A 25450-nucleotide genomic window follows, 5' to 3' on the forward strand; every position below is an offset into this window, starting at 1 on the left:
TTTGCGCAAAGCCTATCAAGTCCTCAGTGATGCAGGGGTACATGAAATCAAGCGCTCACGCCTATTGGATGATGCCCATAACCGTATCGAAACACTCTCGATCGAAGAGCTTCTCGCCCGCCATCCACAAGATCTCAATACTGGAACCATCCGGGAGTTTATTCGGGGTAAAACTGTCCTGATCACCGGTGCAGGCGGAAGTATCGGGAGTGAAATTGCGATCCAATGCCACCGATTCGGAGCCGCAAATCTGATTTTAATCGATCACAGCGAATACAATCTCTATCAGATCGGAGAGAAACTCCCCTCAGCCACTTTACGATTGTGCAATATTCTCGAACGTTCAACTCTCGAAACCATCATTAAAACCGTGAATCCCGATATTCTTATCCATGCTGCAGCCTATAAGCATGTACCGCTGTGTGAAGCTAACATCAATGCGGCCATCATGAATAACATCATCGGCAGCCGAAATGTCATAGACAGCGCCATTAAATTTAATGTCCCGAAAATTGTCATTATCTCCACGGATAAAGCGGTGCGCCCTACCAATGTGATGGGTGCTACAAAGCGGATCGTAGAGCTTTATGCCCAAAACGTCGATCCAGGGAAGAGTGAAATCGTTGCTGTCCGGTTCGGAAACGTTTTGGGGTCCAGCGGAAGTGTCATACCTAAATTCAAATCCCAAATCGAATCCGGCGGTCCAATCACGATAACGCATCCGGATGTCGAGCGCTATTTTATGCTTATCAGCGAAGCGTGTCAGCTTGTTCTACAGGCTGCTTCGATTGCTAGGGGGGGAGAGCTCTTTATCCTGGACATGGGACGTCCCGTTAAAATTATTGATCTTGCCCAGACGATGATACGTCTCTATGCAACCCATCCTATCGAGATTGTTACTACAGGGCTTCGAAGCGGAGAAAAACTCTTTGAGGAATTGCTAATCGATGAGAGCGAACAAAAAACGGCGTTTGATTCCATTCTCATTGCAGGAACGACCCACTATGATATTGATCAGCTTAAATCACAAATCGATCTTCTCATAGAGAGTTCCGAGCCTAAAACCTTTCTTCAAAAAATCGTTCCCGAATATACTCCGATGGATTGATGTAGATTTATATTAAAACATTAAAAATACGATCTACTATTATAAGTATCAATACATATGAGAATGAATAATATTCTGGATCACAGAATAAAGCTGCTTTGGAGAAAAATCCTGCGGTGACGTTTCACCAAAAATACTAAACCGCTTCACATAAAGATCGTACTGCTCTTTTTTGCTTCGCTGCATTAATCGGTATGCATACGCTAAATCATCGGCATTGCTTTTAGAACAAAACCATCGCTTTTTATCGTGATATCCCAGTCGAAAAATCTGTGAAAAAACAATGCCGATCCAATCGTATTTTGTCCCGTTTTTACGTAATTGCCGCCGCTCTACTCTATCAATAATTTCACTCGGCAATTCGATTTCGCATATTTCCCAATCCAACGGGTCAATCTCAAGCGTGTGGGTACGGGAAATAAAGCGAAACCGGTCATTCGAGTGATACAAACCGTCACTCCGTCCGAATTCACAGTGTGCATAGGGGCTGGACGTCCAGAGACGAATCAGCTTTTCTCCCAAAGTCCCCGGTCCTTTATAAAAGATAATACTAACCGTTTTTGTGGTGTTCATAGATCTCAAACCTCCCGTCGTTATGCTCGACGATCGCCGTACACGATTCAACCCAATCTCCGCAGTTGAGATATTCGATATCGTTTATAACCCGCATCTCTGCATGGTGGATATGTCCGCATATGACACCGTCATATCCCTTTTCGTCCGCGTGAGCCGATAAAACATCTTCATAATCGGTTATAAAGCTGACTGCCTGCTTGACACTTTGTTTGGCCATTTTGGAGAGCGACCAGTAATGGTATCGTCCAAACCATCGGCGTACCGTATTGATCGGGCGATTCAGACGGAGCATAAAAAGATAACAGCGATCCCCGAGATGGGCAACCCACTTTTTCGTCATGGTCACGGCATCGAACATATCGCCGTGAACAACCAAATAGCGTTTTCCATTCACGCCGTAATGGACTTTTTCATGTGCGATGGTAATATTATCCCCCATTACCATCGGTAAAAACGGTCGCAAAAATTCATCGTGATTGCCGATAATATAATAGACTTTAGTCCCTTTTCGGGCTTTTCGGAGGATTTTTTGGAGGACGTCGGATTGTGCTTGGCTCCAACGCCAATTGCGGCGGAGTTCCCACCCGTCGATAATGTCACCGACGAGGTAGAGACTTTCACACTCAACATCACGGATAAAGTCTAGGAGACGATCCGATTGAGCGTCGCGGGTTCCCAAATGGAGGTCGGAGATAAAAACGCTTCGATAGTGTAATGATTGATCCATGTGGAAAAGTGTAACCCCGAAGGATTACAATTTGGTGACAGAAATATTCTGTCATCCTCGGGCTTGACCCGGGGATCCATCCCGAAAAAAGCTGGATTCCCGCCTTCGCGGGAATGACGGAAATTAAAGCTCAGTTTTTAAAGCGGCACCGTTAGAAGCATTTGAAACGAGAAGGCTATAGCGTTTAAGCCATTTGGACGAAATCTCTTTTTTGACCGGTTTGAAATGCAAGCGACGTTGTTCAAGCACTTCATAGCTTACATTGAGCTGCAAAAGATGGCTATCGACATCGAGCTCGATCTCGTCTCCGTCCTCGATGAGACCGATCATCCCGCCCTCAGCCGCTTCAGGGCTGACGTGGCCGATTGATGCCCCGCGCGTTGCGCCGCTGAATCGCCCATCGGTGATAAGAGCAACGCTCTCGCCCAATCCCATACCCATAATAAGTGACGTAGGGGCAAGCATCTCCTGCATTCCCGGTCCCCCTTTCGGCCCTTCGTAACGGATAACGACAACATCGCCTGCTTTGACTTTATGCCCCATGATCCCTGCGATGGCTTCATTTTGAGAATTGAAACAAACCGCTTTCCCTTTAAACTGACGCATATTCGGAGTAATACCCGCTGTTTTTACAACGGCACCCTCTTCCGCAAGATTTCCGAACAAGATTGAAAGACCGCCGACCGGAGAGTAGGCATTTTCATTCGTATGGATGATGTTCGGATCTTTAATCACCGCATCTTTGATCCGTTCTCCCAATGTCTCGCCCGTAATGGTCATAGCATCAAGTTCCAAAACACCGCCACGGCGGCTGACCTCTTTCATAACCGCGTTAACACCGCCGGCACGGTTGATGTCATCCATATGCACCGTCGAAAGTGACGGTGAGATTTTCGCGATATGGGCTACTTTTTCAGAGATTTCATTGATTTTTGTAATATCAAAATCGACCTCTGCCTCTTTTGCGATACTCAGCATATGCAATACGGTATTAGAGCTTCCCCCCATCGCCATATCGACAACGAATGCATTATGGATCGCCTTATCGTTCAAAATATTGCGCATATTCCATTTGGCTGAATTTTCGTCTTTAACCATCTCGACGATGCGGCGTGCCGCTGTTTTCACCATCTCGATACGCTCAGGAGTCATGGCAAGAACCGTACCGTTACCCGGCAAAGCGACACCCATCGCTTCGCAAAGGGTATTCATCGAGTTAGCCGTAAACATCCCGGAACACGATCCACCCGAAGGACAGGCTTCACACTCGATCTCATAGAGCTCTTCATCGGACATTTTACCGTCGGCATGTTTCCCGACCGCTTCAAATGCTGTCGCCAAATCGATCGGCGTTCCGTCTTTTTTATGTCCCGCCTTCATCGGTCCGCCTGAGACGAAAATCGTCGGAACGTTAACACGCAATGCCCCCATCAGCATCCCCGGAACGATCTTGTCACAGTTCGGGATACAAATAAGCCCGTCAAGTTTATGGGCATTCATCACTGTCTCGATGCTGTCCGCGATCAATTCACGGCTAGGCAGAGAATAAAGCATCCCGTCATGCCCCATAGCGATCCCGTCATCAACACCGATCGTATTAAACTCAAACGGAACTCCGCCCGCTTCCCGGATCGCTTCTTTGACAATTCTGCCGTACTCTTGGAGAAAAAAGTGACCCGGAATAATATCGATATGAGAGTTGGCCACGCCGATAAACGGTTTATTAAAATCTTCGTCTTTCAGTCCGGTTGCACGGAGCAAACTGCGGTGAGGTGTTTTATCAAATCCACGTTTGATCGTATCGCTGCGCATAAGAATCCTTTTGTACTATAATGGTTTCAGTTATGATGATTATACCTTAGAGGAACTTCTAAAAAACATATACATCCAAAATAATTAGAAAAAAATGGACTAAACTCTTTACACGCCATATTTTTTTTGCTATACTTCCAGTCCACAAAAACAATGCGGGAATAGCTCAGTGGTAGAGCACAACCTTGCCAAGGTTGGGGTCGCGAGTTCGAACCTCGTTTCCCGCTCCAGAATCTCAGTTGAAACATTGTTATTTTGATGTTTGAACTGAGATATTTTTTTCTACAGATGCCCGGATGGCGAAATCGGTAGACGCAAGGGACTTAAAATCCCTCGGTGGTAACACTGTGCCGGTTCAAGTCCGGCTCCGGGCACCACCATGGTGGCGGCATAGCCAAGCGGTAAGGCATGAGCCTGCAAAGCTCTGATCCCCGGTTCGAATCCGGGTGCCGCCTCCAGCAAGAAAAAAATAGTTTCAACTTTACTACGGGTCACTGGCAGAGTGGTCGATTGCACCGGTCTTGAAAACCGGCGAGGGTAACACCTCCCAAGGTTCAAATCCTTGGTGGCCCGCCATCACATAAAAACTCCCTATTTTCACTATCTTTACATATATTCTTAAATCACTCCGACGATTTCCCATCTGACAAAAACACATTAACCGCTTTGATATAAGGCTCAAACGCTTCGATATGCGGCAGGTGCCCGATTCCAGGCAATTCAACCAAAGTAGCATTCGGGATCATCTTTGCGGTATTCCTCCCCAAAACAGGGTAATTTCCCATCTCTTTTCGAACGTTTTCGCTCGCCAGAGGTTTCCCCAGTGCCGTCCGATCACGCTGCCCGATAATCAGTAAAACCGGCATTTTCAATTGATCGAATTGATAACACACCGGCTGGGTAACGATCATTTCGCTGATAAGGGCCTGATTCCATGCAACATTCGGATAATCCGCTCCGAGGGTAAAACTCGCCAAAATATCGACCCACGGCTGATACTCTGCTTTCCAGTGATTGTCGTAATAGCTTTCGAGTTCATAGCGATAAATTGCCTGAGCATTTTTATTCAGCTCTTGTCCATACCAGTAATCCAGTGAAGGGTTCGGGATAAAGCGCTGCCAGTCTTCCAGCCCGATCGGGTTTTCCAAAATGAGTTTTTCCACCCGCTCCGGGAACATTAGGGCATAGCGTACTGCCAGCATTCCCCCCATTGAGTGTCCGATGATATGGCTTTTGGTAATTTTGAGATGATCCATCAACGCGGCGGTATTGTAGGCAAACATCTGAAACGAGTATTGAAGGTGCTCCGGCTTGGACGATTTCCCAAATCCGATCTGATCAGGGATGATTACACGATACCCCTCTGATGCAAGTACTTTTGCCGTCCGCTCCCAATAAGCACCGGTAAAATTTTTCCCATGCAACAGTACCACCGCATGACCGTTCGGATGCTCCGGAACAACATCCATATAGGCCATACTCAGCGTCTGATTCTGAATATTCAGATTGTACCGTTTGACCTCAAAAGGGTAAATGTACCCCTCAAGGTTCTTTCCATAATATTCCAATGCATGCAGCGAAGCGACGGCGAGAAACACTAAAACCAGTAAATGGCGCATACGAGTCCCCTTCGAAAATGATCGGACAAGTTTACTCCAAGCTCTCTAATAATTATCTAACACTTTCACAGAAAAAATAATGGACAGTGAAAAGGATAAAACATGTGTACGGTGTGCTACTATTCTGCTGATTTTTAACCTCCTTTTGAAGCAGTAGATAAACAGTGATACAATCTTCCGTACAAGCTTTTAAATCCTACCCGGGGTACAAAGCATTTACCATTGAAACCATTCTTCTTGATAAGCCGCTAGGCTTTACCCTATACATAGATAACGGCGAAAAGCTGATCAAATACGTCCGTGCCGAAGGGATGCTGCAAACCGATACCAAAGAGAGACTGATCCAAAACGATGTCGATCATTTCTATATTGCCTCAGGTGATTCACACGTATTTGACAATTATATGATCGACAACCTTTGTACCGTCCTCAATACGCCAGGAATGAGCAAATCGGAAAAATCGGCAATAATCTATTCTTCGGCGATCCATGTCATGCAGGATATGTTTGAAAGCGATATTTCCGCATCCAAAATCATGCGGGTTAAAGAGCTGATGCATGAAACCATCAAACGGATCATCTCATCTGAAGTTACGGTCGCTTCACTTTTGCAACTCAGTACACATGATTACAAAACCTATTCACATTGTGTCAATGTCGCCCTCTACGCGATCGGAATCGGACATGAATACGGTTTAAACGAACAAGAACTTCACAATATCGCATCCGGAGCTATTTTGCACGACGTAGGGAAATGCCGTATTGACAACTGTATTATCAACAAACCGGCCAAACTCACCCTCGAAGAATTCGAAACCATCAAAGATCATCCTGAGCATAGCCATAGCATTCTTCTCGAAAACGGAGAAACGAATCCTAACATTCTCGAAATCGTCCTGATGCACCACGAAAAACTCGACGGAAGCGGCTATACCAAAGGATTGGGTAAAAACGACATCTCTTTTGGCACACAAATCGTTACCGTCGCCGATATCTTTGATGCCCTCACCTCAAATCGTTCCTATAAAAATGCCGCCAGTTTTTTCGTCTCATTAAAAACGATGAAAGTTCAGATGAAAACGCAGCTTAATCTGGAGCTGATCGATGCCTTGATCAAAATGATGGGGCGCGCATAAGTCCTGACCACTTTCCTACAGATTATATCCGCATTCTTTACATCAAATAACTAATCAGCGGCAGAGTCACCAGCGAAACGATTATCCCATATCCGACCAGTGCCGCACTCAGCTCCGGTGCAAATCCAGCTGCGATCGCAAGGGCACCGGCAGTAATCATGGAAGGCATTCCGGATTCAAGTACAGCAGTTTTGAGTGCAAGCGGATCGGTGCCGAGCGTGTATAAAATCCCGAATGCGATCAAAGGCATAATCATCAGCTTTAAAACCAATGCTTTGGTAAACAGCCCATAATCGACTTCTCCGCCGAATTTCATCGAATATCCGACGGATACCAACGCCAATGGAACCAATGTCGATGAAAGAAGCTGTAAATACTGTTGGGAACCGTGAGGCATCTCTCCAAAAATGAGCGCGAACACAAGAAAAATAAACGGCGGGAACAGGAGAAGTTTTTTGAGAATCAGCCGTTTATGAAACGTTCCCGTCTCATAGCGGGCGATCACCGCGGCACCATAGAGCGAAAGCATGAGGAACGTCCCGAATTGATCGTACATCAAAACATACGGGATCGCCTCTTCACCCAGCAAGGTGTGAACAATCGGGATCCCGACAAATGAGGTATTCCCCAGCGGCATAACGAGCAGCAATGCGGCACGAACATGGGAAGGATAGTTACGCGTCATGGCAAAAACGATTGCGGCAGTAATCGGTAGCAATAGCCACGGAGTTAAAATCACCCCCAGCGCTGAGAGATCGAGATGGATTTTAGGAACTTGAATCAATACCGTAGCGGGAAGCGATACGTAGATCACAAAGAAATTGAGGCTTTTGGCAAAATCTGAGGGAGCATCGCTCTTTTGGAGCAACACGCCGATCATCAATAATACTATGATAAAGGCAAATTGCTCCATACGCTACTCCCGTTTTAATACGCGAATAGTAGTGGCTTCCCCCTTGAGATTCTATAAAGAAATCAACAACACTGATATTCGCACGTCGTCATCAGCTCAAGCCCTACGGTATGTCCGCTCTGTTCAAACAGCTCTTCGATATAAAAGACCGATGAGCAAATATGGTACAGTACCTTTTCATCGGACTTGTTCTCATAATAGCATTGGGGGATCTTGGCTTTGAATGCTTCCCAAAAACGGTTGTTATACCGTTCGTCTTTGGTCACTTCCAAAATACACTCTATCACGTCGGATGCGTGCTTGTAACAATCAATATTCATAAAGGAGAGATATCTATCTGCTTGTTCAGTGTTTTGGCTGTTCACTTTTTAACCTTTTATCGTTTGCTATATTGTATAGCGAACGCTTCTGTTTTTCTAGGCCCCACTGAGCCTAAATATTTTTTTCTTGCTTATATTTACGGCAATACCGAAATCGTGCTATGATACTTTACTATTCTAAAGCGGAGGTATATCATGGAAACCAAGTTCATCAATGATCCCTTTAAAGCGTCGTTGGATGCCAATAAAGAGTATTGGTATTGTACGTGCGGTCTCTCATCGACCTTCCCCTTTTGTGACGGAAGTCATGAAGGGACCGATAAGACACCGATAAAGTTTTCCTCCGAGGTCGAAACCGATAAATGGCTCTGCCGATGCGGACGATCGGGTCGGAAGCCCTATTGTGACGGGTCACATCAACAGTAGTCCCGATGCAGCGATACACGTCACCGAAAATTTCTCTCAAAACGATATTGAAATGGCAATTTTCAAAATCATTTTCTAAAAAATGTACTCCCTCTGCCGCAATGCCTGTTATCCCGCAAGAGAGATTACCGGAAGGGGAATATGCGCTTTGGCTTGGACATGCAAGTGTATGGATCAAACTAGCTGATACAACCATTGCGATCGATCCGGTCTTGGGGAATATCCCTCTCTTCCGTCGCCAAAGTCCACTGCCAATCGCGAAAGAGGCGCTGAACGCCGATGTCATTCTCCTGACCCATGCCCATTATGACCATTTTGACAAGCCCTCCGTATTTGCACTGCTCAAACAAAATCCGGAGTGCATCATTGTCGCGCCGTCAGGATTTTGGCGCTATTTGAAAGGGCATATTGCACGGGAAAAATGTTTTGAATTGGAATTATGGGAGTCGGTGATGATCGAGGGGCTTTTTATCACGCTCGCCCCCAGTCTGCATTGGAGCAATCGCATCCATATTGATATGAACAAAGCGTTGTGGGGAGGGTACGTCATCCAAAACGCAGAACATACCATCTACCATTCGGGAGACACCGCCTACGGAGAACATTTCAAAGAGATTGCAGAGAAATTTGAGATAGATGAAGCATTTTTACCGATCGGAGCCTACCGACCCGAAGTGATCATGAAACAAATGCACACCAATCCGCCTGAAGCGTTCCAAGCAGCACACGATTTAGGAGCTAAAACGCTTATTCCGATCCATTACGGAACTTTTATCCTCTCGGATGAACCGTTGAGTGAGCCGCTTGAGTGGTTCGAGAAGCTGACTAGAGCACATACCTTTTCATTTCATCCGCGAATACTCCGTGCAGGAGAAATTTACCGTTTCAACACAATACGTTCAGACTAATTACTTAGCCTCAAAAATCATATAGCCGCCCATAAAGATCAAAAAGACTCCGAACATTATTTTTAGTGTATGCGCGTCGATTTGATTATCAATCCGGGCACCGATCCAGCCTCCGATGAGTGCCATCGATGCAATAACCAATGCCGCTTTAAAATCTACGTTTCCGTTCCGGTAATATTCCAAAACCGCAGCGAGACCGATCGGAGGCAATAATACGGCAAGACTCGTACCGATCGCCAGTTTTTGGGAAAACCCCGCGATGTACATAAGCGCCGGTACGATCAGAACTCCGCCGCCGATCCCGAAAATCCCAGCCAATATTCCTGAAGATAAACCTATCGCGACAAAGATCGCCCAAGACATTGGAAAAGTTACCGTTTTAAAGCCACGTCAACATTCAAATCAACCTGATCCCGTACGGTCAGGAACATCAGCTTGATCGGTTTGATCCCGAATTCGGTCATTTTTAATCCGCTTGCGGCTTTAATATGAACTTTATCCCCTTCTTCGGAAATGCTTCCGTCAAAACTCATCGGTTTAGTGACACCGTGAAGGCTCATAGTCCCTTTTAGGGTATAGTTACTTCCCCCTTTTGCCACGACCTCTTTCACATCAAATACCGCTTTTGGAAATACGGAAGATTCCAGTGATTCTTGCATGTGTTCGTCACGTTTTTTATTGTCGCTAAAAAGGTCGTTCATCGAAACCTCAATAGAACCTTTTAATGTCGAAGGATTTGCATCCATACTTAAATGGGATGTCGCTTTTTTTGCCATAGGATCAATCGTACTGTCGCCGAATACTTCCGTATGCGCTTTAATCGTACCCGATTCGAAACTCAAAGGTCCCGCATACACCATTCCACAGGCCAAAACAGCCAACACACTCATTTTTATCATGATATTCTCCTGTAATAAATTGGATAGATAATTCCGAAAATTCCTAAAACTGATGCTGCTATCCACAAGCGATGCTCTATAGCAACTCCGTTGGCAATCGATGACGCGATCCAGCCGACTCCCACCATAGAGAGTGCTATGAGCCGTATATTTGCCAGCCGTATGAGCGCCTGAAATAGCAAAACATTATAATATGAAATCACTATCGGATAGACAACCGATAGTAAAAGCGGCTCTTTAATCCAATACAAAATATAGCTGAGTATAAACAAACTCCAGATAATTCGGGTTTGTCCCAAAAGCTCTCCTCCGTATCGATAGGCCAAAAATACCCCGAAGAGATGGGCAGGTATAATAATCCAAGGGTACATTCGCCAAATGTCCATTCCACCCGAACGGCTCAGTGTTTCAAACAGTGCCGAATCGGCAAAAATCCAAAGCATCATGACTGCCAGCACTCCCCAATGAAACGAACTTTTTTCACGATCAAAAATATGATTCACGTGTGAAAAACGAAGAGCGGCTACGGAAACCAGAGGAAGTATAATCGCAATATTTCCCCGTTCACCAAACGGATACGTATACAATGCCGTCCCGATAGCATACGAAATCGCCAATCCCAAGGCAAGCTGAAATGTACTTTGCGAGCGAAAAATATAGAGCATCAGCGGAGTCGTATACCCTACGACAAATCCCAAGACCAAAAGCATCCCCAGTGAATAATCCGGATAGAACCATGAAATGATAATCTGAATTCCGAACAGGAAATAGAGTTCTGTCCGAATATTGAAATGACGCCAATACGCACTCATCAGACTTCCGATAAGTCCTCCGATTGGGAGGGTATAGAGATCATGAATATGCGAATCAAAGGCCCCGACTACCCCCGTCTGTGCAATAAGAAGGTAATAAAGCAGCTGAGACGCTAAAACAATAACAAGGAAATTCACGCCTTACCCCGTAAAGAAAGCCAGTAGATCAAGGCAAAGGCTCCATCATACAGAGCAACCAATAATGCGATCAAATCCAAGGTTCCTGCCATGTATAATGCGGCAAATACCGACGCGACCACGGCACGGATCGTAGCGCTAAGAGAGGCAAAACGCTCGGCATCCCCCTGCAACCCTGCCCAGTGCACCATCCCCGTTCCGATCATAAAGGCAAAAACAACGTATTCATACGTTCCGCTAAAGTGCCATCCCAGCAAAGGAAAAATCCATCCCCCCGCGATCAGAAGTATCAATCCACCCCCCGCATCGCTTAAAAAACCGAGCCAGTTATACATTTCGATCAAGCTGACATAGCGAGTCTTTATACGGAGCCAAAGAATTTGCGCCGCCGCCAAGATCAAGATAAATCCGAAAAATGAGCGAGCACCCAAAAATATTTGAACATCAGCGTGAATCCATCCCGCTTCCACCATACCGGCGATGCTCAGAGCAAGTGCCATCCCCATCACAAGCGTTGTCCACAGCGTAGCGAATACACGGGTAAACAATCCCGGGAGATAGCGATACACAATGCTCAGAGCCATAAAGGCAACCGCTATTCCCATCGCGATATGGGCATGCCCTACGACCAGATCGTTACGATGAATCAATTCCCGAATCTGCGGGATAAACAAAAGATTCCCCTCTAGGTCCACAAAAACAAATGCCAGTATCGAGAAGAACAAGTATGGGTTGCGGCTGAATTTCAACTCACTATCTTGCCACCATTTCCAAAGGAGCGGAAGATACAGTAACGTCAAGTATTGAAAAAACCACTCTTCATTGTAGGTAAGAGGATGCATAAAATTGCGAATGACCAAAGAGAGGACATATCCCCCCATCGGAACGATCCAGAGCCATGGCCATCGAGGGAGAAACCCGTCTTTTGCTTCCAGTTTAATGAGCAAATAATAAAGCGGAAGCAGTGCAAAACTCATCCCCAGCGTATTATCTCCGTGAGGCCCTATCAGGGTTTTTTCCACTTGTCCGTATTGGGGATTCATCAAAACGATCAACGCAATCGGTGCTACAACGACCGTCACCAGCGATACATTCACCCAAAGCGGACGTTTCTCGTAACGGCGCAGGGCATCGACGAGTGCAAAAAGGTAAAACAAGCCGCTGAATGCAAGGAGAAAATTAAGCTGATAGGGAAAATCGTAAAACGGCAATCCCCGTATGTTTCCAAAGAGCAGGGCCATACTCATAAAGAGTAAAAAGAGGTTCCACACAACGAAATATCGGCGAAGATTCTCTATCGCACCCGCAGACAATACCCCCTCTTTTTCAAATAATGCAAACGGCAAAAGCGATAGAAGCAGAGGGAAAAAACCGTACAACATCAAAGAGATATGAAGGGACCTGGCACGCTCAGGCGAAAACAGCGTCTGTGTGCCGTCCAAACCCAACATCTCCAGGGAATAGATAAGCCCTGCGATCAATCCTAAGATGAGCCAGACGAGAGCAAGAGGAAGCTCATCGTTTAAAAATGTTTTTAACAACTCCATCCTCCATTTCGATGATTGTGTCGGCAAAATCCGCTATTTTTTTGTCATGGGAAGCGACGATAAACGTCGTATTTTCGCGTGAAAATTCCCGAAAGAGTTCATAAACACCCAATGCGTTTTTCGTATCCAGATTTCCTGTCGGCTCATCCGCAAAAACAACAGAGGGACGGTTAATCAGCGATCGTGCGATCGCGGCACGCTGGCGCTCCCCTCCGGAAACCTCATCGCTGTACCGCCCCTTCAGGGGCTCAATTCCTAAACGCTCCATAAGCGGATCAATCTGCCCTTGAAATTCGCTCATCGCGGCAAGTGCAATATTTTCTCGCAACGTCAAATACGAAATCAGATAATGAAACTGAAACACAAACCCGATATGACGGCGTCGGAACGCATCGATACTTCCCCATTGTGAAAGCGCTTTGGCATCGTACGTCACATGCCCCTTCGAGGGTCGGAGCAGCGTTGAGAGGATGGAGAGCAATGTGGTCTTTCCGCTGCCGCTTTCTCCGATGATCGCCGTAAAACTCCCCGGTTCGATACTCAGATCAATCCCGCGCAAAACGTGTTCATGGGAGTAATAATGTTCCAATCCGGATGCGACAATTTTCATGCTCCCCCCTTTTGGATCAGGCTCATCGGATCAATGCGGGAGGCATAGATTGCCGGCATCAGCGTCCCGATCAACGCCATAACCACCGAGACCACAAATACTTTCACCAGAAGAACGGCTGTGATTTCACCGTTAATATATCCTTGGAATTTATCGGCATGTTTGATCAGTTCCAGCACACCCTCACTTACCCCCCATGCGACGGCAAAAGCGAGCAAAGCGATTATCAGGGTTTCACTGAGAAGTTTGAAAATAATAACGCTCGGAGAGAGCCCGATAGAGCGCATAATGCCAAATTCCCCTTTACGGTCATTTACCACCATGCTCATCATACTGACGATCCCCAAAATCCCCATCAAAAACGCCATCGCACCGATCACATCCGAACTGGTTTTGATGATTTTGAACTGATTGTACGAATCGATAAAACTGTCGGTAGTTTTGGCTTCCAAATCAGCTCCGAGCAACCCAATCTGCTTGAGAACGGCATCACTCTTGCTCAAATCGTTCAAACTGACCAGGAAAATGGATGCACTTTTGTGAAACAATTCACCTCCGTCGTCTAGTCCCATCACAACACCGCCGTCCTCAAATCCGATCTTGCTTTTAAATACACCGCTGACATGAAACGTTTTTTTGGACAGAACAATTTGTGAGGGGTGTTTGAGGGTTGTATCTATTTTAGACCCCAACAAGACTTCTCCGCGATGAGGATAATTTCCCCGTGTCAGGTGATAACTTTTAAATCGTCCTTCGCTCACCCCGTAAATTCCTACGATCGGCAGAGGATCGACCGGAGCGGCACCTAAAATCAATGCCGAAACCTCTTTAACCCCGTCCACCTTTGCAATCGGTACGGACAAAGAGCGGTTGATATCACTGAAAAACGTATCCGCAATCCCTTTTTGGGTGACGATGATATCTCCGTCCGTTTTGAGCATCGCACTGTACATACTCACCACTCCGCCCGAAATCGCGCTGATCAGAAAAATAGCGGAAATCGAAACACTCATACTGATAAAGATGAGCGCTGTTTTAAAACGGTTTTTGCGGAGGGCTTTGAGTGGAGTGATCACTGTTCAATTGCCTTTTTAAGTTCATCCGCCGTGCTCACATAATCGATCGAATCGACCAGATTGCCTTTGAATTTCATTATGGTAATTTTTTCTTCTTTTCCGGGGAATTTTAATCCGAACTCTTCATCATCGATCAACAAAACGATATGAGGGTATTTTTGCATTTTAGGAATAGCAAACGCTTTAGTGATAAAACTGGGCATCCCGCTGATGTCGGCAACGAACGCAGCATTGTGAGCATCCAGATAGCCTTTGTCTTGTGAAGAGAGATAGTCATTTACCGTCGTACCCGTCCCTTTTTCAAACGCCATGATAAGCGTATGCGGCATCACTTTCAGAGTATGCTTTTTACCGAACTGGTCTTTTAACTCCATTGGCGGAACCGTTTGCCCCACCTTATACGGTGCACCCCATAGACTTACGGCGATTAACACCATTAAAACAATAATTTTTTTCACGCGAGCCCTTTTTACGATAGTTCGTAAAAGTGTAGCCTACCAAGTGTAAATAGGCTAATTATTTGTGAAGGGTAGCGGTTAATTATGAATTTTTTATGAAGCTTTGATTTTTTATTTTATCTTCGAGGATGCGTAGTTCCGGCAGGGTCAATAAAAAACTCTCATCCATCACTTTATCCAGATGATTCATTTCGGTGAGGGTTATCCCGAACGGGTCTTTTTTCTCCGTCCGAACCGTTGAACCCGTCAGGGTGATATTGTCCAGTTTTTTTGAGCTGTGGCGGACAAAATAGGTAAGAAAATAACCACCGACATGGTCTTTTTCGATCGCGACAACGACACGCGTCGCATTACTTCCCTCAAATTTTGCCTCAGGTGCAAGAGTTTTGAAATCTTCAACACTGAGATATCCTACATACACTTTTGTATAAATATCATGGTAACGCTGGGTAGCTCCGCGATTAAAAAAATCCATATCGATCGGGGATTTGGCACGAAGCGAGCGGAGCATCCACGAAAGAGTGCTGTAATATTTGAAAGAGGCGATTTTCAGCTCTTCCGCATGGGCAATTTTTGCACTTTGAACGCGGATCATCGGAGCACGCGGGGATTTAGTACTCAAACGGTCCAAAATATGACGGGCGCTGTAAGGTTTAGTGAGCCATACGGACGCATACGGAGGCAGATCGGACGTTCCGGTAGCCCCTTCGTTAAGCACTAATAGCGCCTTCACGGTGTATCGCGGGAAAAGGACTTCAAGCAGTGCCCGTTTTTTGCGGAGCCTTTTTTTGAGATTGCTCACCGATTTTACCAGTGTCATCTCAACGAAATAGAGCTCTTTATCGGTAAAAAGCAATCCGTCGAACTCTCCGATCTCTTTGTGCCTTGCACGATAGATAATCTGCCCTTTCCAGCTTACCGAGAGAGCATCGCTCTGGGCACGGGTACGATGTTTGTGGGGGCCTTTGATGATAAAACTTTTAATTTTCGGCTCATTAGTCGCAAATCGAAGAAGCTTTTCATAGATATAGTTTTCATACACTTCCCCCTCAAATGAGCGGAACGCACTGATATACCCCTCATCTTCCATCGTAAGCCCCTTCGCTTCCAGGGACAGAAGATGGTCAATATTATAGTCGTAATAGAGGAGGTTATCACCGAGTTCGGCATCACCCTCCGGGATCACCGTTTCATTAATCGTGAGCATAAAACTCTTTTTTGTACAAAATTAGGGTACTTTGTAAAATACCCGTCATTATTTTACCTTATTTTTACCCATTTTTATCTCTCACGTACAAAGAGCAAAGTTCCTTATACGACGCTAACGCTGTGTTTTGCTCGACACAAGACCCACGTGCAGTGAACCGCACTTCTTAAAGCCATTTTTTGATACAATAAAACATGCAACAAAACCGACCGACTGAAGATCAAATCCGGGCTCAATTCGTCACTTCGCTGATGGAGTATTTTAAGATCGAAGAGGACATTAACCTCCGTGCGCATATCGCCGATCTGGTGCGTTCCATCCATCCAGCACAATACCGCGAGTTTTTCCGTCGCCTCTCTGAACGCTATATGCCCTACAAAAACGGTTTTGAGAAAATAGCGCTTATTGCCGAAGAGTTTGAAACACAAGCCCTCACCCCCATCGAGATTGAAGCGCAGGAACGAAGTGAAAAACTCTATCGGCTGATGTATGACATTCACCGTGAGGTCAGTCTGGTTCGAGATCCGAATAAAAGTGCGCTGGAGAGGTTCGAACAAATCCGCTTTACCTCCATCAAACGTGTAGGTGAAGAGACCCCTTTGCTCGATGAAACCGATATCAATGTTGTGAAACTGCTCACAAAACGGTGGATTTACGACTATGTTTCACTCGATCGAAGCCTCTTCGAAGCACGGGTCATGCACGAGTACCGTAATGAAATCCTCCGTCGGGAACGAGACAAAAACTCTACGCTTGCCGTACCGCTTAAAGCGAAACTGCTCCGCGGGGTCAAGCGCACATGATTACCCTGCCCGTTTCTCTGATCGACCGCGAAGACCTCAGTCTTATGGAACGCGCCCTCCTTCCACTCATCGCACGCCATACGCAGCAATGGGGCGATAAACCGGGAGACATCGACGCCTCCACGTTGGCACAGGCTCTTCGCCACAGTCCGCGGGAGGTAATAGAAGCGCTGGACTCTCTCGTCAAAAAAAATATTCTTAAAACCGTTCGCCGAAAAACCGCTCAGGGCGTAATGATTTACTATGCCTTTGCACCGGTTAGCGTCCTTTCTCCTGCAGCCGTTGCACTTACCGCCACAGAATACAGCGACAGCAATTATTTCCTCAACCTCTCCAACGAAGCGTATGAAGAGCTGCATGTTTTTGCGCTGGAGCTGTGCGACCGCGAAGGGCTACGACGGGAATTATTTGACGATTTCAACCTTTATCAACGCTCTAAAAACAACCGTTCATTTGACTGGTGTGCCGAGTTTGAGCGCTGGGTTCGCAAAGAGATTGCATCCAACACTCCGGTACTTGCAACAGAGCAAGCGCTTATCGAAGCCAAACCAACCACCGAAGAGTTCGAAATGGCCCAATATTTCATCCGCCACCTCGCATCCATCGATCCTCAGTTCGAAGAACCGTTTGATGTGATGAGCTGGGCCAAACAGATTCGTCTTCTTATCGAAACGGGGGGCTATACCCTCCTGGATGTCAAATCGGTCATCGACTGGCTCTTCAGCGCCAAAGGGGATTGGTTCCGTCCAAACGTCCCAGACGCTTACCATCTACGTAAACATTTCAAACGCCTTATCGCCCATACCCGCTCTTTCCGAGACGGCAAGCCTCGCCTTCCGGATGGAATCGATCTGTTCGATTTGTACGAACAGATGTAGCCAAACAGACCTTTATATCGAGGAAAACTTTTTTGTAATCAAGGAGTGATAAACTATAGGAAACGATTTCGGTTAAAAGGAGAAACGTGAACCTCTTATCTCTGTATCTTGATAAACCCGTCACTAAATCGACTATAGAATATTCACTCGATATCACCCTCGTACGAGGGGTTGAAAACGGCTATTACGGATTTAATAAATCACTTCATGCCGTATTGGCACCCTTTGGCGTGCTTACGCTCATCGCCGAAGAAAAAAAAGAGATTCTTCATGCCCTCTCCTCTCTCGGAATTACCCTCGGATCCGATGATGAAAATACACTCATCACCCAAGACTATCCTATCCGTATCGATCCGACACTCATATCAGCTTTTGAGGTAACCAACGAAGCTATCATACTTAAATCGGCTTCCACCCACAATCTCAATATCATTGCTCTGGCAATCTCCCAAAGCGTCGGATTGGAACATTATGAAAAACGTCTGAATACCCTCTTTCTCCAAAGTCGCCGAATCGTCGAATCGATCCACACGTTTTCGATTACCCGCCGCACTCACCTGATGCAGTTTGCCAAACGGCTAGCTCTTACCCGCCATGACATGGTCAGTAATTTGTTGTTGCTGGACAAACCCAATATTCTCTGGGATGATGCGGAAGCCGAAGCCCTTTACAACCGTCTGGCATTTATCCTAGAGCTCTATGACCGTCACGAAACCGCCCTCTCTAAACTCTCTCAAATCAAAGAAGACGTGATGCTTGTTATGGATTTGATCAATCATAAAAAAAGCGAATTTTTAGAGTGGATCATCATCATTTTGATCCTTGTCGAGATCGTGATGGGAATTATGCAGATGGTAAAATAAATGTGTTACAATAAACCAATACGACTCCGAAGGATGTAACATGACAAAAACAATTGCGCTCTTAATACTTGGCGTATCGACAATAATGGCGGCCAATAATACCAAAATCTACGGTGCCAAATGCGGTGAATGTCACGGAATGGACGGGAAAGACACCTCTATAGCGGGCAAAGCGATTGCAGGGGGAACCGGTGCGTTGGCTAAGCTCACCGGTTATAAAAACGGTACCTACGGCGGCGCTCAAAAAGAGATTATGCAAGGCAACGTTGCCTCACTCAGCGATGAAGAGCTAAAAGCAGTCGCCGAGTATGTCGACGGATTAAAATAATCAGGATAAAAGTTTTTCAAACTCTGCCGCCGGAACCGGCGGGCTTTTGAAATACCCTTGATACATCGTACACCCTTTCTCTTTTAAAAATTCGATCTGTTCTATCCGCTCCGTCCCCTCTGCCAGCACCTGAAAGCCTAACGCCTGAGCCATCGCGATAATCGCCGTTACAATCGCCATATCGTCGTTTTCAAACGGGATATCGTCGACGAAGCTTTTATCGATTTTTAACACATCGATCGGGAAACGTTTCAGATAGGAAAGCGAAGAGTACCCTGTCCCGAAATCATCGATCGCCAGACGAATCCCATGGGCGCGGAGACTATGAAGCATTGCTACCGTCTCCTCCTCCCGCTGCATCAAAGCACTCTCCGTGAGTTCCAATTCCAGCCGATCTGCAGGATAGCCGCTTTTTTTGAGTGCCCTCTCAACCATCTTCGGAATGTTTTGATGGCGCACCTGATGGGCGGAAAGGTTCACCGCCAATGTCAGTCTATGCCCTTGATCAAACCAGATTTTCCCTTGTCGGCAGGTCTCATTCAGCACCCATTCACCGATTTCGCCGATCAATCCCGTCTCTTCGGCAATCGGAATAAACTCTAAAGGGCTTACGATACCCCGTGTAGGATGATTCCAACGCACCAAAGCCTCAGCTCCGACTATCCGCCCGGTAGCAATATGGACTTGCGGCTGATAGTACACTTCAAACTCATTGTTGGTAATCGCATGGCGCAGACTAATCTCACATTCAATCCGTTTGCGTGCGTTATCGGTCAAATCATCCGTATAATAACGGTAGATGCCTCTCCCTTCCTCTTTAGCTTTATACAATGCCGCATCCGCATGTTGCAATAACTCCTGAGCACTCTCTCCATGATCGGGAAAAAGTACAATCCCGACACTTCCGCCGATATGGATCGATGCTCCGCTGGAAAGCTTATAGACTTCCCCCAATACACTGAGCATCTCTTTGGCCAAACGTCCGGCGTCTTCAGGATGGGTGAGATGTTCGATAACAACCGCAAACTCATCACCTCCCAAACGACTGATCAAATCACCCTCACGCAGACGTGCTCCGAAACGGGACGCCACTTGCTGCAGCAATTCATCCCCTGCATTATGTCCGTAACTGTCATTGATGTCTTTAAATCGGTCCAAATCAAACATCAACAATCCGATCTGCACACTCTCCCGTTTAGCCTGCAAGATCGAATTTTGTAAATGCGAAAGAAGCAATCCGCGATTCGCCAAACCGGTAAGCGGATCGTAATTTGCCAATGTTTCCAACCGCTCTTCATGGTGCTTTCGCTCGGTAATATCCCGCGCGATCCCCAACACGCCGATTACCTTCCCCTCGGTATCTCTCATCGCCGTTTTGGTTGTTTCAAAATACCCGGCATAACTTCCGTCCAGAAATGTCAAAAACTCTTCGTATATAGTAGCTTTTTCGGAATTCATCGCTTTTAAATCATGATCTCGAAAAAACTGCGCTAATTCGGCATCAACGATCTCAAAATCGCTTTTCCCGATTATCTCTTCCTCTTTTCCTCCCGCAAGTCGTTCAAACGTCGTATTACACGCCAGATATTTTCCCTCATAATCTTTGATCCAAATAGGGTCTGGAATACTGTCAAAGAGGGTTTTGAGAAAATGGGTCTGTCTCGCGAGTTCCTCACGGTGTTCCCGTAAATTTCGCTCTGATTTTTTTTGCTCTGAAATATCGCGATATACCGCAATCATGTGTGAGTGTTTTTCAAGCTCTATAGCAACCACATTGACTAATACATCAAGCAATCGACCTGATTTAGTACGATGGACGGTTTCAAAAGAATCATGTCCGTACTGCGTAATCGCTTCAATACGTCTACGGGTTTCAATAAGAGACTCGACTGCATTGTAATCATGAATATTAAGCTCCGCAAACTCTTCGGAACTGTACCCGAGCTGTTCATGTGCCGCACGGTTAAATTCCACCGCCTTCATACTGACCGCATCCAAAAGCAGTACTCCGTCAGGAAGGGCTTCAAAAAGCTTTTGAAACTTCAAGGCATTTTTTTCGACAACCTCTTTTTGATGGAAGATCTCTTTCTTTCGCTCTCCTATTTTGGCAATAGCCGCATTCTTTTGATCGATTACCCGAATCAAAAATTCAAAATAGGCACCGTGAACCGCATGCAGCACATCATGACGGTTCAGGAGTCCGACCAGACTCCCTTCTTCGTCTTCTACAATCAGTTGATGGATTCCGTGGTCCTCCATCAATGCCGCCGCTTCTTGCAAAGGAATGTTTTTTTGAATAATTTTAAAATCACGATGCAGCAGATTCTCAACCGTTACGGTACTTGCCTCTTTTTCATGGGCACACCAATGGGCAATGTCACGCTCAGTTATGAGTCCTACCGGATGACTGCCATCCAAGACAACCGCATAGTCGCATTTTCGCTCTTTCATCGATCCCGCAGCGTGTACCAGTGATGTATCAAGACGAACGATCAGCGGAGTTTCACTCATCGCTTCAGAGACCAGTTTAAATTTATTCAGTTTTTCAAATCCGATGTGACGAAGAAAATCCCCCTCACTGACGATACCGATGAATTCTCCCTCCAAGTTAACAACAACAAGATGGCGGTACTCTTTCTCCGCCATCATGGCATACGCATCATGCAGAAAAACGTTCTCGGCAACACAAAAAGGATCCGGTGTCATCACCTCTGCCAAAGAACGCTCCGTATCCATGATCTCCGCTACGACACGAAGAGCATCGTGTTCGGTAAAAATCCCTTTGGGACGGTTTTGACCATCAATAATGACAATGGAGCTGATAGCATGCTCCGCCATCACCTCGAGTGCCTTCGCTATAGGTTGACTTGAATTCAGCGTAAATGACGTATCAGACACGATCGATTTTAAGGTAATAAGCTTCATACTGACGCCTCACACGCTATCGTACGATTACGCCCGGCATCTTTCGCCGCATACATGGCACTGTCGGCACGTTCAATCGCACTTTGAATCGTATCTTCGGCACGCACTTCGGTTATTCCGATGCTGCATGTCACCCGTCCGGCTCCATCGAATTCCTGAGCTTCTATGAGCGAACGTATTTTTTCACCGACTCCGTATGCCTCATCGCACCCGGCATTTCGCAGCAGCAAAACGAACTCTTCTCCCCCCCATCGTGCGAACATATCGGCTTCACGCACGGATGATGAGACCAAACAGGCAAAATGCTTCAGTACGAAATCTCCGATGTTATGACCGTACGTGTCATTGATCCGTTTGAAATGGTCCAGATCAATCATAACCAGCGCAAGTTTCGTCGCATGACGCTTTAGCATCGAGAGTTCTTTCACAAACAATTCGGAAAACATATGACGGTTATGAATATCCGTCAAAGAATCTTTGGTTGCCAGTTCGGATAGATGCTGATTACGCTGTTGAAGAATCTGGGTAATTTCTTCAAACTGTTTGAAATGATCCTGCATCAGCTGTGACCATTTTAGATAGGTACGGGATATCAAATCCTGCTGTGTCACAATCCCAACGACATGATGCTCATCATTCGTAACAACAATACGCTTAAACGGACGTTTTCGGAGATATTCCAGCCCTTCGTTGATCGATGCCTTATCACTCAGCGTCTCGACCGGCGACGACATCACTTCCGATACTAGCGTCCCTTCGTGCCCTTCATCCCCGATAAATTTCAAAACATCTTTAGAGGTAAGAATCCCGACCGCGTTTTTCCCCTCCTGGATAATCACACAATCGCTGATAGAGTCTTTCATATAATCCAATACTTCTTCCATCGAAGTCTCCGGAGGAAAACTTTTAAACCCGTATTTTTTATCAAATATCGTCGAAATCTGGAGTGAATCCAAAATAACCTGCGGATCAACGCTGGCGACGATATCGCTATTGGTTACCAAGCCATAGAGACTTCCATCTTTGTTACACACACAGATATATTCATCTTCGTCATTCGTAAGATTAAGCGCACTGATAATATTGCTTTCTTTCTCAATGACAGGAAGTGCCCGTAACGGAACTTGGGAGAGTTGGGCAGAGAAAGGGACCCCGTCACGTTTTAAGCGGATAATGTCTTTTGTCGAAATAATGTAATAAATCGAATTATTCGACACGATGATACTTCGATGATTATGTTCGTGCATTTTGTTCAGGGCGTCTTGTATGCTCTCATGAACTGTTACCGTTATAACGTTTGTTGACGCAATAAGCCCAAGTGTAGGGAAAAACATAATCTCACCTCCTCTTTCATCTCTTTATTATACCGCTAGGTATCTCAAAAGTGAGAAAAAAACACCCTGCCACTTAATGTCAAAATAATAAACAACGTAATACAATGCATAAAATCAAATAAGGATATCGCCTGTTCCCATGAGTTCCCGCATGTTCTTTGTCCTATTTATCGATTGCATTGTCCGCTTGCCGTACCCCGGTCTCTATTTCACTCTACGAATTTAATGGAATTTTTAGCGATCCCTTCTCTCGTTATCGTGTTAGCCCTATGGGTTATCCATTCTCTTATTCTCAATCGTCGTCTTGTACAAAGCCATAAACAATATCAGCAGTTTTTTAATGATTCTCCGGTGGCACTGATCGTTATAAATCAGGATTACCGTATTATCGAATGGAACCAAACCGCTGAAGCTATTTTTGGTTGGGAGAGCAGTGAAGGAGTCGGAGAAAACATTATAGATCTGATCGTACCGAATTTTGACAAAGCTCACGTCACCGGCATACTCCAAAAAGCTGCTTCAGAGGGGATCAGCTATTCCAAAAACTACAACATCACTAAACATGGCAGCGAAATTTTTTGTGAATGGCGCAATCGTCGGCTAGAGGGGGGAAGAGGGGATATCTTATGTATGGCACAAGATATTACGGTTTCTCAAAAAACCCTTGATGAGCTCAATAAACGCTCAACGGCATTAGAAAGTGCAGGGGACGCTATTTTTTACACCGATGAAAAAGGGCTCATCGAATTTGCCAACCGAAGTTTTTTTGCTCTGGCACTTAACGATCAGCATCAACTCTACGGAACCCATATCGGTAAATACCTCTTCAAAGAACGGTTGGCGTTTAATACAGTCCTGTCTGCATTTGATTCTGATCATACATGGCGAGGGACGATCAGCAAACTTTCCGATGCCGAAGAAAAAATCCTCAGTGTCACCATAACTGCAATTTACCATCGCAACCGTCTTGTCAGTTATGTCGCCAATCTCCATGATATCACAAAAATTTCTTCTCATCTGGACGTACTGAACCATCGCGTTCAGCATGACCCTCTCACCGGTGCCGTAAACCGTTCAGCCATGAATGATCGGCTCCGTCATGCGATCGCACGATCCCAACGGACACGTCAAAAACTCGCTCTCTTCTTTATCGATATGAATGATTTCAAATTGGTCAACGACCATTACGGTCATGAAGCCGGAGACCAGCTATTGCAAAATGTCTCTAAAAATCTCATTTCCTGTCTGCGCAACAGTGATACGGTATGCCGCTACGGAGGGGATGAATTCATTGTCTTGATCGAGGATGTAAAAAGTCAAGACCACCTGCAAACGGTTCGGGATACTATCCATGCAGCAATCAGCGAACCGATTTTTTTAAATGCAACGATAACACTCAAAGCCCGCGCAAGCATCGGTATGGCACTCTATCCCGATCATGCCCCAGATGCTGACGAGCTTATCAAGGCGGCGGATATGGCCATGTATGAAGAGAAAAAAGAGAGAAAACTCAGCGAACGGGAACCAATACTTTCCGTTGACAATCACAGTCACTAAAATAGACCCATCGCTCCTCATATACCGGCTGCGGAGCATAAATGATAGGCGCCGGGGCTGAAACACTCTGAACATACGTCACATTTTCCCGATTCGGTTCAGAAAGGACATATCCCAACATCCCGCCGATGACGAGAGGAATTACCCAGTTTCCTCCGTCATGATGGTAATCCCGACGATTATCATGAGCATAATACGGCATTTTGTTATGGTAGACCGGCACATACCGTCCTCTTCGGTCATCATCGCGATCGGCATATGCAGAAACAGATAAAATCATAACCGCACTTAAAATAGCACTAATAGAACGTACAGGTTTCATAAAAGACTCCTATGTGTATTGATACCGTTATCATGACATAGTTGTGTGAATAAATCGTGAAGATATAAACGTATAGTGATTTGTTTATTATTCGATAAAATACTGTTTCTATAGGAGTATTCATGCGATCTTTTACTGTTTTAACCGC

At 45.7% G+C, this 25450-nt stretch carries 26 protein-coding genes and 4 tRNA genes; 13 read left to right on the forward strand and 17 right to left on the reverse strand.

Annotated elements, in window-relative coordinates; all coding sequences use genetic code 11:
* A partial coding sequence (locus PHE37_RS13140; RefSeq protein ID WP_300008743.1) for a polysaccharide biosynthesis protein occupies positions 1-1108 on the forward strand: 1108 nt, incomplete at its 5' end.
* 48 nt (positions 1109-1156) lie between these two features.
* Here the strand turns inward: PHE37_RS13140 and PHE37_RS13145 are convergent.
* The 3 genes from PHE37_RS13145 to ilvD form a co-directional block, all read right to left on the reverse strand.
* Positions 1157-1681, reverse strand: a complete 525-nt coding sequence (locus tag PHE37_RS13145; protein ID WP_299994736.1) for a hypothetical protein — start codon at positions 1679-1681, stop codon at positions 1157-1159.
* On the reverse strand, positions 1659-2411 hold the full coding sequence (locus tag PHE37_RS13150; protein ID WP_299994738.1) for a UDP-2,3-diacylglucosamine diphosphatase: 753 nt from the start codon (positions 2409-2411) through the stop codon (positions 1659-1661). Before PHE37_RS13150 ends, PHE37_RS13145 begins: the two co-directional genes overlap by 23 nt.
* Before the next feature lie 123 nt (positions 2412-2534).
* Positions 2535-4223, reverse strand: coding sequence for a dihydroxy-acid dehydratase (ilvD, locus tag PHE37_RS13155; RefSeq protein ID WP_299994740.1), 1689 nt, complete (start codon positions 4221-4223; stop codon positions 2535-2537).
* 155 nt (positions 4224-4378) lie between these two features.
* Here ilvD and PHE37_RS13160 point away from each other — a divergent pair.
* From PHE37_RS13160 to PHE37_RS13175, 4 genes are all read left to right on the forward strand, one after another.
* Positions 4379-4453, forward strand: a tRNA-Gly gene (locus PHE37_RS13160).
* 60 nt (positions 4454-4513) lie between these two features.
* Positions 4514-4600, forward strand: a tRNA-Leu gene (locus PHE37_RS13165).
* Between the two features lie 7 nt (positions 4601-4607).
* Positions 4608-4681 (forward strand) — tRNA-Cys (locus PHE37_RS13170).
* A gap of 30 nt (positions 4682-4711) precedes the next feature.
* Positions 4712-4799, forward strand: a tRNA-Ser gene (locus tag PHE37_RS13175).
* Between the two features lie 47 nt (positions 4800-4846).
* Here the strand turns inward: PHE37_RS13175 and PHE37_RS13180 are convergent.
* Positions 4847-5842, reverse strand: coding sequence for an alpha/beta hydrolase (locus PHE37_RS13180; protein WP_299997432.1), 996 nt, complete (start codon positions 5840-5842; stop codon positions 4847-4849).
* 164 nt (positions 5843-6006) lie between these two features.
* Here PHE37_RS13180 and PHE37_RS13185 point away from each other — a divergent pair, with 164 nt between their 5' ends.
* Positions 6007-6978: an HD domain-containing phosphohydrolase gene (locus tag PHE37_RS13185; protein WP_299997435.1), complete on the forward strand. Its 972-nt coding sequence runs from the start codon at positions 6007-6009 to the stop codon at positions 6976-6978.
* 37 nt (positions 6979-7015) lie between these two features.
* On the opposite strand, the gene PHE37_RS13190 is transcribed toward PHE37_RS13185, so the two are convergent.
* Both PHE37_RS13190 and cowN read right to left on the reverse strand, forming a co-directional pair.
* On the reverse strand, positions 7016-7891 hold the full coding sequence (locus tag PHE37_RS13190; RefSeq protein ID WP_299997436.1) for an AEC family transporter: 876 nt from the start codon (positions 7889-7891) through the stop codon (positions 7016-7018).
* Positions 7892-7953: 62 nt separating this feature from the next.
* On the reverse strand, positions 7954-8256 hold the full coding sequence (gene cowN / locus PHE37_RS13195; RefSeq protein WP_299997439.1) for a N(2)-fixation sustaining protein CowN: 303 nt from the start codon (positions 8254-8256) through the stop codon (positions 7954-7956).
* Between the two features lie 150 nt (positions 8257-8406).
* Between cowN and PHE37_RS13200 the strand changes: the two genes are divergently transcribed.
* Positions 8407-8637, forward strand: a complete 231-nt coding sequence (locus PHE37_RS13200) for a CDGSH iron-sulfur domain-containing protein (RefSeq protein WP_299997442.1) — start codon at positions 8407-8409, stop codon at positions 8635-8637.
* A gap of 5 nt (positions 8638-8642) precedes the next feature.
* Positions 8643-9545, forward strand: a complete 903-nt coding sequence (locus tag PHE37_RS13205) for an MBL fold metallo-hydrolase (RefSeq protein ID WP_299997445.1) — start codon at positions 8643-8645, stop codon at positions 9543-9545.
* Here PHE37_RS13205 and PHE37_RS13210 read toward each other — a convergent pair whose 3' ends face one another.
* The 8 genes from PHE37_RS13210 to PHE37_RS13245 form a co-directional block, all read right to left on the reverse strand.
* On the reverse strand, positions 9546-9908 hold the full coding sequence (locus tag PHE37_RS13210) for a sulfite exporter TauE/SafE family protein (protein WP_299997448.1): 363 nt from the start codon (positions 9906-9908) through the stop codon (positions 9546-9548). It lies immediately after the preceding gene.
* A gap of 8 nt (positions 9909-9916) precedes the next feature.
* Positions 9917-10444, reverse strand: a complete 528-nt coding sequence (locus PHE37_RS13215) for a YceI family protein (protein WP_299997451.1) — start codon at positions 10442-10444, stop codon at positions 9917-9919.
* A complete protein-coding gene (locus PHE37_RS13220) occupies positions 10441-11394 on the reverse strand; it encodes a hypothetical protein (protein ID WP_299997454.1) in 954 nt (317 codons plus the stop codon). Before PHE37_RS13220 ends, PHE37_RS13215 begins: the two co-directional genes overlap by 4 nt.
* On the reverse strand, positions 11391-12935 hold the full coding sequence (locus tag PHE37_RS13225; protein ID WP_300008745.1) for a hypothetical protein: 1545 nt from the start codon (positions 12933-12935) through the stop codon (positions 11391-11393). Before PHE37_RS13225 ends, PHE37_RS13220 begins: the two co-directional genes overlap by 4 nt.
* A complete protein-coding gene (locus tag PHE37_RS13230; RefSeq protein ID WP_299994786.1) occupies positions 12910-13551 on the reverse strand; it encodes an ABC transporter ATP-binding protein in 642 nt (213 codons plus the stop codon). Before PHE37_RS13230 ends, PHE37_RS13225 begins: the two co-directional genes overlap by 26 nt.
* Positions 13548-14627 (reverse strand): FtsX-like permease family protein, encoded by a 1080-nt coding sequence (locus tag PHE37_RS13235; RefSeq protein WP_299994784.1) that lies wholly within the window; start codon positions 14625-14627, stop codon positions 13548-13550. Before PHE37_RS13235 ends, PHE37_RS13230 begins: the two co-directional genes overlap by 4 nt.
* A complete protein-coding gene (locus PHE37_RS13240) occupies positions 14624-15085 on the reverse strand; it encodes a hypothetical protein (protein WP_299994782.1) in 462 nt (153 codons plus the stop codon). The genes PHE37_RS13235 and PHE37_RS13240 overlap by 4 nt, the downstream gene beginning before the upstream one ends.
* Before the next feature lie 82 nt (positions 15086-15167).
* Positions 15168-16292, reverse strand: coding sequence for a hypothetical protein (locus tag PHE37_RS13245; RefSeq protein WP_299994781.1), 1125 nt, complete (start codon positions 16290-16292; stop codon positions 15168-15170).
* Positions 16293-16486: 194 nt separating this feature from the next.
* On the opposite strand from PHE37_RS13245, the gene PHE37_RS13250 reads away from it, so the two are divergent.
* The 4 genes from PHE37_RS13250 (at position 16487) to PHE37_RS13265 (ending at position 19164) form a co-directional block, all read left to right on the forward strand.
* Positions 16487-17095: a hypothetical protein gene (locus PHE37_RS13250; protein WP_299994779.1), complete on the forward strand. Its 609-nt coding sequence runs from the start codon at positions 16487-16489 to the stop codon at positions 17093-17095.
* Complete coding sequence (locus tag PHE37_RS13255; RefSeq protein ID WP_299994777.1) at positions 17092-17973, forward strand: hypothetical protein; 882 nt, start codon at positions 17092-17094, stop codon at positions 17971-17973. Before PHE37_RS13250 ends, PHE37_RS13255 begins: the two co-directional genes overlap by 4 nt.
* A gap of 86 nt (positions 17974-18059) precedes the next feature.
* Positions 18060-18836 carry an RMD1 family protein gene (locus tag PHE37_RS13260; protein ID WP_299994775.1) on the forward strand — a complete coding sequence of 259 codons (777 nt, stop codon included), beginning with the start codon at positions 18060-18062 and terminating at the stop codon, positions 18834-18836.
* Positions 18837-18876: 40 nt separating this feature from the next.
* On the forward strand, positions 18877-19164 hold the full coding sequence (locus PHE37_RS13265) for a c-type cytochrome (RefSeq protein WP_299994773.1): 288 nt from the start codon (positions 18877-18879) through the stop codon (positions 19162-19164).
* On the opposite strand, the gene PHE37_RS13270 is transcribed toward PHE37_RS13265, so the two are convergent.
* Complete coding sequence (locus tag PHE37_RS13270; protein ID WP_299994771.1) at positions 19165-22089, reverse strand: EAL domain-containing protein; 2925 nt, start codon at positions 22087-22089, stop codon at positions 19165-19167. It abuts the gene before it with no gap.
* Entirely contained in the window at positions 22086-23423 is a 1338-nt protein-coding gene (locus tag PHE37_RS13275) for a diguanylate cyclase (RefSeq protein ID WP_299994769.1), read from the reverse strand. The genes PHE37_RS13270 and PHE37_RS13275 overlap by 4 nt, the downstream gene beginning before the upstream one ends.
* A gap of 225 nt (positions 23424-23648) precedes the next feature.
* On the opposite strand from PHE37_RS13275, the gene PHE37_RS13280 reads away from it, so the two are divergent.
* Positions 23649-24980 carry a diguanylate cyclase gene (locus PHE37_RS13280; RefSeq protein ID WP_299994767.1) on the forward strand — a complete coding sequence of 444 codons (1332 nt, stop codon included), beginning with the start codon at positions 23649-23651 and terminating at the stop codon, positions 24978-24980.
* Here the strand turns inward: PHE37_RS13280 and PHE37_RS13285 are convergent.
* Positions 24934-25302: a hypothetical protein gene (locus tag PHE37_RS13285; protein ID WP_299994765.1), complete on the reverse strand. Its 369-nt coding sequence runs from the start codon at positions 25300-25302 to the stop codon at positions 24934-24936. The genes PHE37_RS13280 and PHE37_RS13285 overlap by 47 nt on opposite strands.
* Between the last annotated feature and the right edge of the window lie 148 nt (positions 25303-25450).

The sequence above is a fragment of the Sulfuricurvum sp. genome, from assembly GCF_028681615.1.
Taxonomy (GTDB): domain Bacteria; phylum Campylobacterota; class Campylobacteria; order Campylobacterales; family Sulfurimonadaceae; genus Sulfuricurvum.